Origin of the sequence: Mesorhizobium sp. M2A.F.Ca.ET.046.03.2.1 (assembly GCF_003952425.1) — a bacterium.
GTDB lineage: Bacteria > Pseudomonadota > Alphaproteobacteria > Rhizobiales > Rhizobiaceae > Mesorhizobium.
This window is the reverse complement of the sequence record NZ_CP034449.1, coordinates 2,997,520-3,010,323: the sequence shown is the minus strand read 5'-3', so window position 1 is coordinate 3,010,323 and position 12,804 is coordinate 2,997,520. Positions and strand designations below refer to the sequence as shown.

The window sequence follows — 12,804 nt, the reverse complement described above, 5'->3', positions numbered from 1 at the left end:
TAAGCGATACTAGCGTCGAACCGTCTTTCCGAAAAGTATCGAAAAATTTAGCTCTCCTTCGTCACCACAGGAGAGCACCATGAACACCCTCATCGCTTCGACCGTCATCGCCGTCGCCGGCATCGCGGCGGCTCCGGCTGCGCAGGCCGGCGAGCTCTGGCGCGCCGCCGGCTTCGAGCAGCCGGAATCCGTGCTTGCCGACGCCGCCCACAACCGCATCGTCGTCTCCAACATCGCCGGCGATCCCGGCGCGGCGGACGGCAACGGCTATTTGTCGCTTCTGTCGATGGACGGCAAGGTCATCGCCCGCCACTGGGTCGACGGCATGGATGCGCCCAAGGGCATGGCGATTTCCGGAGGCAGGCTCTACGCCGCCGACCTCACAAAGGTGCTCGTCGTCGATCTCGCCAGCGGCAGGCTGGTCGAGACCATCGACGTGCCGGGCTCTGTCTTCCTCAACGATATGACTGAGGACAGCGCGGGCAAGGTCTATGTCAGCGACATGCTGGCCGACACGATCTACCGCATCGACGGCGACAAGCCGGAGCTGTTCGTCAAGGATGCGCTGCTGGCCTCGCCCAATGGCGTGTTCGCCGATGGCGACCGGCTGATCGTCGCGTCCTGGGGGAAGGGCATCAACAAGGCCGATTTCAGCACCGCCGAGCCCGGCGGACTGCTGTCGGTCGACCTCGCCACGAAGACGATAACGCCGCTCCCCGGCGCGCAAAACTTCGCCGACCTCGACGGTGTCATCGCCATTGGCGGCACCATCTACGCCACCGCCTACATGACCGGCACGCTTTACAGCTACAAGCCAGGCGGCAAGCGGGAAGCGGTAATGCAGTTCAAGCCGGGCAGCGCCGATATCGGCACGGACGGCAAGGCGACCATCTATGTGCCGCTGATGGGCGAGGGCGAGGTCGCGGCGCTGTCACTGGATTGAGCCAGGCGGAAGTGATCGTGTCCCGCCAGCCTTCGAATTTCGCCGATCGGGATTGGACCGGCCATATAGGCGGCGCTGCCATCTGGTAGCGCTGTCGGCTCCGGGATATCCGGCTGCCATGAGCCAAGCCGTGAAGACATCCAGCCTGACCGGCGCCGTTTCTACGACCATCCCCGTGCTCACGTGCGCGCTGGCGATTTTCCTGCTGTCCGGCATGGATGCGGCCATGAAGTCGCTGACAATAGCGGTCGGCGTCTACAACACGCTGCTGTGGCGCAGCATGGTCTCGACCCTGGTCGCCGGCGCCGCCTGGTCGGCGGGGCCACGCTCGAAGCCGCGCCTTCCGGTGCTGGGCCTGCATGCGTTGCGCGCCGCGATTGTCGGCGTCGTCCTGGTCTCGTTCTTCTGGGGACTCGCCAGGCTGCCGCTCGCCGAGGCGATCGGGCTCAGCTTCGTCGCGCCGCTGTTTGCGCTCTTCCTCGCGGCGCTGCTGCTGGGCGAGCGCATAAGGCGGCAGGCGATCTGGGCGTCGCTTGCCGGCATCGCCGGCGTCGCCATCATCCTGTCCGGACAGTTCGGGCGGGAAAGCTACTCGCAGGATGCCGTGCTCGGCACGGCGGCGGTGCTCGTATCGACGGTGTTCTACGGCTACAATCTGGTCCTCGCCCGGCAGCAGGCTCTACTGGCCAAGCCGGTCGAGATCATGCTGTTCCAAAACCTCTTCGTTGGGATCATCCTTGGTTGCGCAGCACCTTGGCTCGCGGTTGCGCTGCCGGGAGATCTCTGGCTGCCCTTGGTCGGGGTGGCGCTGCTGTCGCTCGCCGGGCAATTCCTGATGAGCTGGTCCTACGCCCGTGCCGAAGCGCAATATCTGATCCCGACCGAATACTCGGCCTTCATCTGGGCGATCGCGCTTGGCTGGTTCTTCTTCGGCGAGAAGCTGGCCTGGACCACGTTGGCCGGCGCATGCCTCATCGTCGCCGGCTGCCTGATCGCCGCGCGCGCCAATCCGAAGCTTGCCGAGCCGATCGAAGCGGCGATGTGAGGCGATCTTCCAGGCCGGCGGCTTAACCTTGCGGGTTCTGCGCCGCGGCGGCCTTGAGGCGCACGCCCCTGCCGCCGCGCTCGCTGGCCTGGTTCTCGCCGATCAGCTCCACGCCGACATCATCGAGCGCCTGGATGACCTTCATCAGCGTGTCGACCACGCCCCTGACGACACCGTCGCTCGCTTCCATGCGCTGGATCGTGGGCAGGGAGACCCCGGCGCGCTCGGCAAGCGTCTTCTGGTCGATGCCGGTCAACGCCCGCGCGGCGCGCATCTGTGCGGCAGTGATCATCGGCCGGAACCTGTTTCTGAAAATATGAAAGATGTATATTTTAGATATTACAATGTCTCAAGCATCATTTTGAATGCTTCAGCCATCGATATCGCTGTCGGCCACAACTTTGCGCCGCTGCAGCAGCCGTGCCGCGAGCCAGCACAGCATGGCCCAGGCGAAGCCAGCGCACCAGCCGGCAAGCACGTCTGACGGCCAGTGCACGCCGAGATAGACGCGGCTGGTGCCGACCAGCACGGTGATCAGCACGGCAAGGCAAAGCACGAAGATCTTCGTCCGGCGATCCGGAAGGAAGCGCGCCGCCAAAGAGCCGAGCGTCAGATAGGTCACCGCCGACAGCATGGCGTGTCCGCTTGGAAAGGACAGTGACGTTTCGGTGGCCAGGTGCGAGACGAGATCGGGCCGGGGCCGGTCGACTTCGTGCTTGAGCAAGGTGGAAAGCACTTGCCCGCCCGCCACCGCCGCGAACACGAACAGCGCGGTCGAAGGCCTGCGGATCAAGATGAGATAGACGATCGTCGCGGTCGTGATCAGCACCAGCACGACGGTGCTGCCGAGCGCGGTGATGTCGCGCATCGCGCCCTGCAGCCAAAGCGGACCGATCGGGCTGTCCGGCTGCCCGGCATGGCGGAAGGCAAGCAGGATTTCGGTGTCGAAGGCGTGCGGCGTCGTCGCCCGCGCCACCTCCATCAGTTCTTCGAAACCCCATAGCCCGCCGGCGATGATCAGTCCGGCCAGAAGCAGGGGGAATTCGATCTTGGCAAGCAGCGCGCCGACGGATGGCTTCATGAGAGGCTCGAGGGTTAGAGCTTCTGCATATAGGGCCCAAGCGTGATCAGGGCGACGGCGGCGATCGCCAGCACCATGCCGGTCGCCTGGAAAGCATTGAGCCGTTCGCCGAAAAAGGCGATCGCCACGACATTGACCGCGACAAGCTGGATCACCGCCGACAGGCTGAACGCCACCGACATGCCGAACTCGCGCACCAGCCTCAGCATGATCAGGTTGCCGGCGGTATAGAGCGCCAGCGTCACAAGGAGCTTGGCCAAGCTCGGCGCCAACCCCCATTGCTTGGCCGCCATCGCCGCCAGCAGGAACATCACGGTCGAAATACCGAGCTGCGCCAGTCCCCAGAAACTCACCTGCCGTCCCCTTTTGAAGCGCCGTCGCCACGCCGGCCGCAGCCCTTGTTTCCGAACCGGGCGAAGCCGTCAAGCTGGCGGTGTGGGGGCGAAGGTCGCGGCAAGCCCCCTTCTCCCCGTCACTATACGGGGAGAAGGTGCCGGCAGGCGGATGAGGGGCGGCGCCAGCGTTGGCCATCAGCATTACACGCAGGGGCTGTCTTTGAAGACATCATTATAGCGCCACTGTTTGCCAGCTCGGCGCCGCCCCTCATTGCCCAGCCGGGCATTTCTCCCCGTATAGTGACGGGGAGAAAGGGGCTGATGTCCGAACCGGATAGATAGGTAACAGAATGGACCGATTAGATGGGTGACAGTTTTCTTGCCAGCCGGGAGGACCGGCGATGGTTTGGCGAGAGACTGGCATCATGGATGAGCGGCTTCGTTTTGTTGTTGAATGCCTAGCTGGCGAGGAGACGATGACGCAGCTTTGCGCGGCCTTCGAGATCTCACGCAAGACCGGCTACAAATGGCTTGGGCGTTACCGGGAGACCGGGCCGGAAGGCCTGCACGACCGGCTGCGGGCGCCGCTCGATCACGGCCGAGCAACGGCAGCCGAGCTGGTGGAGCGGATCGTGGCGGAGAAGGAAGCGCATCCGCTGTGGGGGCCGAAGAAGATCATGGCGCGGCTGAAGCGGGCGGAGCCCAGTTGTGGCTGGCCGGCAGTCTCGACAGCTGGCGAGATCCTGAAGCGGCATGGTCTTGTGGGACGCCGGCGCCGGCGCTGGCGGGCTGTGGGCAATGGGCCATGGCCGGAGCCTGCGGCGCCGAATGCGGTGTGGACGGTAGACCACAAGGGCTGGTTCCGGACCCGTGACGGCTGGCGCTGCGAGCCATTGACGGTGATGGATGCATTGAGCCGCTACCTGCTGGGGCTCGAGGCGACGGGCTCGACGGCCGACGAGGAGGCGTGGCCGGTGTTTGAGCGATTGTTTGAGGAAAACGGTCTGCCGGATCGCATTCGAAGCGACAATGGCCCACCCTTTGCGTCGGCCGGCGTCACAGGGCTGACGCCGCTGGCAGTGCGCTTCATTAAGCTCGGCATCGCCCTGGAGCGCATCCAGCCAGGCAAGCCGCAGCAGAACGGGCGCCATGAGCGTTTCCATCTGACCATGCTGCCGATGGCCGATGCACCGAAGGCTGACAAAGCGGCTCAAGCCAGGGCCTTCGAGAACTTCCGGCGCAGCTACAATGAGGAGCGTCCGCACGAGGCGCTGGGCATGGACACCCCGGCACAGCATTACCGCCCCTCGACCCGACCGATGCCGAAGACAGCCCCTGAACCCGATTATCCGACCGAGGCAGCGGTGCGCGGCGTGCGCCAGAACGGCGCGGTCAAATGGCGGGGCACCGAGATCTATGTCTCGGCCACGTTGGCCGGCGAACCGATTGCCATTGAAGAGACCGAGGATGGCGAGTGGACGATGCGCTTCCACACCCATCCGCTCGGCTTCATCGATGAGAAGCACATGAAACTGGTTCGCCGCAGCGCCGCGCCAAGCCGACCGCTTGGCGCTGCGGCGACCGCATCATAGGGAGAGAAAACTGTTACCTATGTATCCGGTTCAAAGTGTTACCCATCTATCCGCTGGACACTGACATCGACAGGCTTCGCCAACCACCGAGGGCTACGCAGAAGCCGATGTCACGAAAATGTGATCGGCGCGCTTTAGGGGTTGAAGGTCCAAGCTCAAGCCACCTCAAGAAGCCAGAGGAACACCATGACCGCGACCCCTGAAACCCGCTTCCGCACCAGCCAGCTCGAGGAGAATGACGGTCCGCCCGTCAACCCGACCGACAACCGCACCATGGGCGAGATCATTGCCGCGCGCTTCTCGCGCCGCGGTTTCCTCTTGGGCTCGCTGGCCGTCTCGGCCATCGCCGCCACCGTCAGCCCGTTGGCGCTCGTCGCCGCCGACGAGGCGCGCGCCGCCGAGGCCTCGGCGTTCAAGTTCGACGAGCTCGAAGCCGGCATCGATGACAAGCACCATGTCGCGCCAGGCTATGATGCCGACGTGCTGCTGCGCTGGGGCGATCCGCTGTTTGCCGATTCGCCGGAGTTCGATCCGCTGAAGCAATCGGCTGAGGCTCAGGCAAAACAGTTCGGCTACAACAACGACTATGTCGGCTATATCCCGATCGACGGCTCGGCGGAGCACGGGCTACTGGTCGTCAACCACGAATACACCAACCCGCATCTGATGTTCCCCGGCATCGTTTCGATCGTCGAAAAAGACGGCAAGAAGGCCGCCGAGGTCGCACCGCTGTCGAAGGAGGAGGTCGATGTCGAGATGGCCGCGCATGGCGGCACCATCGTCGAGATCCGCAAGGAAGGCGGCAAGTGGCAGGTGGTGCGCGACGGCAAGCTCAACCGCCGCATCATGTCGACCACCGAGATGGCGCTCTCCGGCCCGGTCGCCGGCCACGACCGCGTCAAGACCAATGCCGACCCCTCCGGCACCAAGGTCATCGGCACGCTCAACAATTGCGCCGGCGGCGTCACGCCCTGGGGCACCTATGTGATGGCCGAGGAGAATATCCACGGCTACTTCTCGGGCGAGCTGCCGGAAGGCCACAAGGAAGCCGCCAATTACAAGCGCCTGGGCATTCCGGAAGGCGCCTATGAATGGGGCGCGCATTACGACCGCTTCAACCTCGCCAAGGAGCCGAACGAACCGAATCGTTTCGGCTGGATCGTCGAGGTCGACGTCAACGATCCGGCTTCGGTGCCGAGGAAGCGCACCGCCATGGGCCGTTTCAAGCATGAGGGCGCCGAGTCGATCGTCGCCAGGGACGGCCGCGTCGTCTTCTATCTCGGCGACGACGAGCGCTTCGACTATGTCTACAAATTCGTCACCGCCGGCAGGTTCAATCCTGGTGACCGCGCGGCCAACATGAACCTGCTCGACGACGGCACGCTCTATGTGGCGCAGTTCGCCGAGGACGGTTCGGTCGAATGGATGCCGATCGTCTTTGGCCAAGGCCCGCTGACGGCGGAGAACGGTTTTGCGTCCCAGGCCGACGTTCTGATCGAGACGCGGCGCGCCGCCGATCTGCTCGGCGCCACCAAGATGGACCGGCCGGAAGACATCCAGCCCAACGCCGGCAACGGCAAGGTCTATGTCATGCTGACCAACAATTCCAAGCGTAAGGCCGAGCAGGTCGACGCCGCCAACCCGCGTGCTGCCAACGCCTTCGGCCACATCATCGAGATCGTCGAGGATGGCGGCGACTTCGCCGCCAGCAAGGGCAAGTGGGAAGTGCTGCTCAAATGCGGCGATCCGTCCGTCGCGGATGTAGGCGCCACCTTCTCGACCGCGACCACCGCGCATGGCTGGTTCGGCATGCCGGACAATTGCGCCGTCGATTCCGCCGGGCGCCTGTGGGTCGCCACCGACGGCCAGGGCCCGAAAGCCACCGGCCGCACCGACGGCCTGTGGGCGGTCGACACGGAAGGAGCGGCGCGGGCGACCTCAAAACTGTTCTTCCGCGTGCCGATCGGCGCCGAGATGTGCGGCCCGCTCTTCGCGCCGGACGACCAGACCGCCTTCGTCGCCGTCCAGCATCCGGGCGACGGCGGCGAGGATTGGGAAGGCTTCGGCCGCCCGTCCTATTACGAGGATCCGTCGACCCGCTGGCCGGACTTCAAGCCGGACATGCCGGTGCGGCCGTCGGTCGTTGCGATCACGAAGCAGGGCGGCGGCAAGATCGCGGTGTGAGGACACTATCTCTCTGTTTTTATGCAATTCCGGACGGAAAACCGCTCACACTTTTCCTGGAATTGCTCTAAGCACCCGACATGGCGGGGGCTCGGCAGGGCCCGAGCCCCCTGTTTTGGTTGAAGTCGATCAAGCCTCAGGAAAGATTGATCTTTTATAGGTGGCGCCCTAGCTCCTCGCCAGGAGATCGCCATGCCGAAGTCCATTTATGACCGTGGCCTGCTGAAACCCGCCCAGGTCGCCACCTTGCAACGCGTCTTCGATGAAGCCTGCCGAAGTCGCGAGGCGCATCCCGAATCGGACGAGGCGCGGGAGATCGCGCTGACTGTGCTCGCGCTCTACAATGCCGGCATGGTCGATGAAGAGATGTTGATGGAGACGGTTTGCTTCCGTCGGCCGAAGTCGAAAACCGCCTGATCCAGACAGCCGCTATCTCGCCCGCTGAACCACCGCGATGTTCATCGCGCTGCGCAGCCGGAAGCCGATCGACTCGTAGAGCTTTATCGCCGCTGCATTGTTGGCAAAGGCGTGCAGATATGGCACCTCGCCACGCGCCATGATGCGGTTGGCCACAAACAGCGACAACAGCCTGGCGAGGCCGCCGCCGCGAAAATCCGGATGCGAGCACACGCCGCTGAGTTCCGTGTTTCGCGCGGCCGACCGCCGATGCCGAAGGCTTCTGACCTTTGCCCTTCATTCGCCGTCAATTGCATCCTATATCGCTGTCGCGGCGTAGCCGGCAGCGGTCGCCAGCGATTCGCGACCTGCGGGGGCAGGTCATCACTTCTTGGCACGCGGAGCTCATGGCGCCCCTGCGCATCTATTTTGATCGGCTTCTCGATGCCGTGGCACCCAAGGTTCCGCGGCGCGAATTGAGCGATGAGGAGCGCCTGGGGCTGGTGCGCCGCCACGGCGATTTCTCGCTCGCCTATTCCACGGCCGTGCAGAAGAAGCTGTCCTATTTCAGCGAGGGCGACGGCTACATCGCCTTCGGCACCAAGATGAGCCGTCATTTCGCACTGGGCGATCCGGTGGCCGACCCAGCCGACCGCCCGGCCTATATCAAGCGCTTCGTCGAGGCGGCCGGCGGCCCCTGGTTCGTGCAGATCGGCGCCGACACGGCCAAGGTGCTCGCCGGTCTCGGCTACCAGGTCAACCGGTTCGGCATCGACACCAGGCTGCTTTTGCCGGCGCATGATTTTTCCGGCAAGCGCAACGAGACGGTGCGCTATTCCGAGCGCTGGCTGGCGAAGAAGGGTTTTCTCCTCGCCGAGGGCACGGGCGACATGCTGCAGGAAGAGATCAAGCAGCTTTCCGCCGACTGGCGCAAAAAGCGCATCATCAAGCGCTGGGAGATGGGTTTCCTCAACCGCCGCTTCTCCGAGGAGCTCGGTGCCGGCATGCGCCGCTTCCTCCTGCACAGCCCCGAAGGCCGGCTTCTCGCCATCCTGGATTTCGACCCGCTGTTTCGCGACGGCAAGGTGATCGGCTACACCACCGCCTTCAAGCGCAAGCAGACCGACGCGACGCCGCATGCCGAGGTCGGACTGACCAAATTCGCCGTCGACCGCTTTCGCGAGGAAGGTATCTCGCAGGTGACGCTCGGCCTCTCGCCGCTGCTCGACATCGAGCCCAGCGGCTTCGCCGAATCGGATTTCTGGCGCAACGCCTTCCAGCGCGCCTACAAGTCGCCCTGGGTCAACCGCTCGCGCTTCAACCTGCAGGGCCAGGCGGCCTTCAAGCGCCGCTTCCACGGTGTCGAGGAACCGACCTATATCGCCTTCCGCAAAGGAACCTTCGTCGAGATGCTGGGGCTGCTGCGCCTGACCAAGGCGATTTAGATAGGCGCCCCTTCCTCGCCCCCGCCAAACTGTACAGACTGGGGAGATGGTGGACAGGCGTTCGGAGACATCGTGGACACTTCCCGATCCTTGGATCGGGAGGGATGGAATGCCGTTTTACGAGGTGTCCATGATGGATCAGAAGCGAGAGTTCGTGGAGTTTGCCTCGCGAGAGTGGGCGAATGTGCGTGAACTTTGTCGACGGTTCGGGATAAGTCCGACGACCGGCTATAAGTGGCTCGAGCGATACCGGTCGGAAGGGCCGGCTGGATTGGTCGAACGATCGCGTCGCCCGCACTTGAGCCCGCAACGCACCGCTTCGGCAATTGAGGCAAGGGTGTTGCAGGTACGCGACGAGAGCAACGACGTCTGGGGCGGTCGCAAGATCAGACAGGCGATGAAGAGACATGGCGAACTCGTCATCCCGGCGGCGAGCACGATCACCGCGATCCTGCGTCGTCATGATCGGCTGACGGAGGCGACAGCAGCGCAACATCCGGGACCATGGCAGCGCTTCGAGCGGGAGGCTCCCAACGAGCTGCGGCAGATTGACTTCAAGGGTCACTTCGCCATCCATGGCGGGCGCTGCCATCCGCTCACCACGCTCGACGATCACTCGCGCTTCAACCTGGTGCTGTCCGCCTGCGGCGACGAGCAGGGCCGGACGGTACGCCGGGAGCTGGAGATTACCTTTCGCCGCTATGGCTTGCCGCTGGCGATGCTGATGGACGGCGGCTCGCCGTGGAGCGATTCCGGCGGTGAGCCTTACACCGGCTTCAGCGTCTGGCTGTTGCGGCTCGGCATCCGCGTGCTGCACGGTCGGCCGCGCCATCCGCAGACCCAAGGCAAGGAAGAACGCTTCCATCGCACACTCAAGGCCGAGGTGATCAACGGGCGAAGCTTCGGCGATCTCGCCGAGTGCCAGCGAGCCTTCGATCGGTGGCGCCCGCGCTATAACTACGAACGACCACACGAAGCACTCGACATGGCCACGCCGGCCGAGCGCTACCGGCCGAGCCCGCGCAGCTTTCCCGACGTCCTGCCCGCGATCGAGTACGCACCGGGCGACCAGGTTCGCAAGGTCGACAGTGATGGCTTCATCAGCTTCAGGAACCGACCCTGGCGACTCGGCAAGGCATTCCGCGGCGAGCTGGTGGCGCTTCGCCCGACCGTCGAGGATGGTGTCTTCAGCGTGCACTACTGCTCGCATCGAATTGCCACCCTGAACCTACGTCAGGGCGCAAGCGAGACCTGTGGACTTGTGGACAACGCTGAGCGTTGCCCACAGGGTCCACAGGCCGAACAACAAAAACAACCCAGCAGTTCGTGATGAACAAAAGCGTCCACGATGTCCCCGAACACCCGTTCACCTTGTCTCCAGCACAAACACCCCGCAAAGCGGGGGAGAGGTGGCTCGGGCGAAGCCCGAGACGGAGAGGGGGGGCGACATCCGCGAAGCCAGAACCCGGCGTGAAAAGGGCGCCACATTGCCTTGATCTGAAGAACAGGCCACGCACAGAGAGATTCCACCCGTCGGCACGGGCCCCTCTCCGTCCCGGCTTCGCCGGGCCACCTCCCCCCGTCGTGGGGCGAGGAACTCGACTTCGGTCAGTTCCTCAACCGGTAGCCCGTCTTGAATATCCAGGCGACGATGGCGATGCAGATGGCCAAAAACACCAGCGTCATGCCGAGGCTGACGCCGACCGAGACGTCGGCCTTGCCGTAAAAGCTCCAGCGGAACCCGCTGATCAGATAGACGACCGGGTTGAACAGCGTGAGCGTCTTCCAGATGCCGGGAAGCATGTGGATCGAATAGAAGCTGCCGCCGAGGAAGGTGAGCGGCGTGACGATGAGCAGCGGCACCAGCTGCAGCTGCTCGAAGGTTTTCGCCCAGATGCCGATGATGAAGCCGAACAGGCTGAAGGTCACCGCGGTCAGCACCAGGAAGGCGACCATCCAGAACGGATGCTCGATCCTGAGCGGCACGAACAGCGCGGCGGTGGCGAGGATGATCAGGCCGAGCATGATCGATTTGGTCGCAGCGCCCCCGACATAGGCGATGATGATCTCGAGATAGGAGACCGGCGCCGACAAAAGCTCGTAGATCGAGCCGACGAATTTCGGAAAGTAGATGGCGAAGGAGGCGTTGGAGATCGATTGCGTCAAGAGCGACAGCATCATCAATCCGGGCACGATGAAGGCGCCGTAGGCGATGCCGTCGATCTCGTTGATGCGCGAGCCTATGGCCGAGCCGAAGACGACGAAATAGAGCGACGTCGAGATGACCGGCGAGATGATGCTCTGCAGCACCGTGCGGAAGGCACGCGCCATCTCCACCCGGTAGATCGCCCATACCGCGCGCAGGTTCATGGCTCTTGCCTCAGAAGACTGACGAAAATCTCTTCGAGCGAGCTGTTCTTGGTGTCGAGATCGCGGAACTGGACGCCGGCCGCCTCGAGGTCGCGGATCAGCGAGGCGACGCCCGGACGGTCGCTCTGGTTGTCGTAGGTGTAGGTGAGCTGGCTGCCGTCGCCCGACAGCTCCAGCGCATAGCGCGACAGGCTCTCCGGCAAGGCGGCGAGCGGCGCGCGTAGCTCCAGCTTCATCTGCTTGCGGCCAAGCTTGCGCATCAGCTCGGCCTTGCCCTCGACCAGGATGATCTCGCCCTTGTTGATGACGCCGACGCGGTCAGCCATCGCCTCGGCTTCCTCGATGTAATGCGTGGTGAGGATGATGGTGACGCCGTCCTCGCGCAGGCGCCTGACCATCGCCCACATGTCCTGGCGCAGCTCGACGTCGACGCCGGCCGTCGGTTCGTCGAGGAAAAGCACGCGCGGCTCGTGCGACAGGGCCTTGGCGATCATCAGACGGCGCTTCATGCCGCCCGACAGCGTGATCGCCTTGGAATCCTTCTTCTCCCAGAGCGACAGGTCGCGCAGCACCTTCTCGACGAAATCCTTGTTCGGCGGCTTGCCGAACAAGCCGCGGCTGTAGTTCACCGTCGCCCAGACCGTCTCGAAGGCGTCGATGGTGAGTTCCTGCGGCACCAGCCCGATCAGGCTGCGCGCGGCGCGGTAATCCCGGCTGATGTCGTGGCCGTCGACCGTGACGCTGCCCGACGAGCGGTTGACGATGCCGCAGACGATCGAGATCAGCGTCGTCTTGCCGGCGCCGTTCGGCCCGAGCAGCGCAAAAATCTCGCCGCGCTCGATATCGAGATTGATTTCCTTCAATGCCTTGAAGCCGGTGGCATAGGTTTTCGTGACACCGGAGATCGAGATGATGGATGACATGCTGAAAAACGGCCGGCTGGAAATTGTGACCTGATATAGGTCGGTTGCCGTTTTATGCAAACCGGCATTCGATGCCGCTCCTGACAGCTCTGGACAGTGGGTCCTGACCGACCAGTATTCGGGTCCCGGCGGCTGGAGAGCCGGCGCTGGCGGCAGCTTCTTTCTCCCCGTAAACGGCATATGCGCTAAGATAGCGCTGGCATGCTTGAAACTTGCGCTTTCGTGGTGGCTCACCGACGATGTCGCGGGGCATGGAGATTTAGGCGCAGGGTCGCCAGGGGCGGCTGAGTAAAGATCGCAGCGATCAGGGAGGCGACGATCTGGCGGCTAGCGCGCCACAGCAGCGGGCACCCTCGCTCAAGGGGGCGCGGGAGATCAGCCGGCACCTCTCCTTTCGCCAATCTCCTGACGGTCGCTATTGTAAGGCTGCCCATCCTCCCAGCTTGACGCCCTTCGCTCCCGCGCCCTAAGCCCGGTCTCCACCCCAACA

12 protein-coding genes and 1 pseudogene are annotated in these 12,804 nt (G+C 64.0%); 7 read left to right on the top strand and 6 right to left on the bottom strand.

The window, feature by feature from the left end; all coding sequences use genetic code 11:
• The first annotated feature begins 79 nt into the window (after window positions 1-79).
• Window positions 80-943, top strand: a complete 864-nt coding sequence (locus tag EJ072_RS14355) for an SMP-30/gluconolactonase/LRE family protein (protein WP_126080265.1) — start codon at window positions 80-82, stop codon at window positions 941-943.
• 118 nt (window positions 944-1,061) lie between these two features.
• A complete protein-coding gene (locus EJ072_RS14350) occupies window positions 1,062-1,988 on the top strand; it encodes a DMT family transporter (RefSeq protein ID WP_126080264.1) in 927 nt (308 codons plus the stop codon).
• Window positions 1,989-2,010: 22 nt separating this feature from the next.
• On the opposite strand, the gene EJ072_RS14345 is transcribed toward EJ072_RS14350, so the two are convergent.
• The 3 genes from EJ072_RS14345 to EJ072_RS14335 form a co-directional block, all read right to left on the bottom strand.
• Entirely contained in the window at window positions 2,011-2,280 is a 270-nt protein-coding gene (locus EJ072_RS14345; RefSeq protein ID WP_126080263.1) for a helix-turn-helix transcriptional regulator, read from the bottom strand.
• A 78-nt stretch (window positions 2,281-2,358) separates the two neighbouring features.
• Window positions 2,359-3,069 carry a phosphatase PAP2 family protein gene (locus EJ072_RS14340; protein ID WP_126080262.1) on the bottom strand — a complete coding sequence of 237 codons (711 nt, stop codon included), beginning with the start codon at window positions 3,067-3,069 and terminating at the stop codon, window positions 2,359-2,361.
• 14 nt (window positions 3,070-3,083) lie between these two features.
• Window positions 3,084-3,422: a hypothetical protein gene (locus EJ072_RS14335; protein ID WP_042637321.1), complete on the bottom strand. Its 339-nt coding sequence runs from the start codon at window positions 3,420-3,422 to the stop codon at window positions 3,084-3,086.
• Between the two features lie 383 nt (window positions 3,423-3,805).
• On the opposite strand from EJ072_RS14335, the gene EJ072_RS14330 reads away from it, so the two are divergent.
• The 3 genes from EJ072_RS14330 (at window position 3,806) to EJ072_RS14320 (ending at window position 7,597) form a co-directional block, all read left to right on the top strand.
• The gene (locus tag EJ072_RS14330) at window positions 3,806-4,996 is read left to right on the top strand and encodes an integrase core domain-containing protein (RefSeq protein WP_126078595.1); all 1,191 of its coding nucleotides are present in this window, start codon (window positions 3,806-3,808) and stop codon (window positions 4,994-4,996) included.
• A 186-nt stretch (window positions 4,997-5,182) separates the two neighbouring features.
• Window positions 5,183-7,180 carry a PhoX family phosphatase gene (locus EJ072_RS14325; RefSeq protein WP_126080261.1) on the top strand — a complete coding sequence of 666 codons (1,998 nt, stop codon included), beginning with the start codon at window positions 5,183-5,185 and terminating at the stop codon, window positions 7,178-7,180.
• A 192-nt stretch (window positions 7,181-7,372) separates the two neighbouring features.
• Complete coding sequence (locus EJ072_RS14320; protein ID WP_126080260.1) at window positions 7,373-7,597, top strand: hypothetical protein; 225 nt, start codon at window positions 7,373-7,375, stop codon at window positions 7,595-7,597.
• A gap of 12 nt (window positions 7,598-7,609) precedes the next feature.
• On the opposite strand, the pseudogene EJ072_RS14315 reads toward EJ072_RS14320, so the two are convergent.
• A pseudogene (locus EJ072_RS14315) lies at window positions 7,610-7,825 on the bottom strand (GNAT family N-acetyltransferase); the annotation flags it as partial.
• A gap of 158 nt (window positions 7,826-7,983) precedes the next feature.
• Here EJ072_RS14315 and EJ072_RS14310 point away from each other — a divergent pair.
• Together EJ072_RS14310 and EJ072_RS14305 are read left to right on the top strand one after the other, a co-directional pair.
• Entirely contained in the window at window positions 7,984-9,021 is a 1,038-nt protein-coding gene (locus tag EJ072_RS14310) for a phosphatidylglycerol lysyltransferase domain-containing protein (protein ID WP_126080259.1), read from the top strand.
• 109 nt (window positions 9,022-9,130) lie between these two features.
• Window positions 9,131-10,351: an IS481 family transposase gene (locus EJ072_RS14305; protein ID WP_245467312.1), complete on the top strand. Its 1,221-nt coding sequence runs from the start codon at window positions 9,131-9,133 to the stop codon at window positions 10,349-10,351.
• 278 nt (window positions 10,352-10,629) lie between these two features.
• Here EJ072_RS14305 and EJ072_RS14300 read toward each other — a convergent pair whose 3' ends face one another.
• Entirely contained in the window at window positions 10,630-11,391 is a 762-nt protein-coding gene (locus tag EJ072_RS14300) for an ABC transporter permease (RefSeq protein ID WP_126080258.1), read from the bottom strand.
• Entirely contained in the window at window positions 11,388-12,314 is a 927-nt protein-coding gene (locus tag EJ072_RS14295) for an ABC transporter ATP-binding protein (RefSeq protein ID WP_126080257.1), read from the bottom strand. The genes EJ072_RS14300 and EJ072_RS14295 overlap by 4 nt, the downstream gene beginning before the upstream one ends.
• Window positions 12,315-12,804 lie beyond the last annotated feature (490 nt).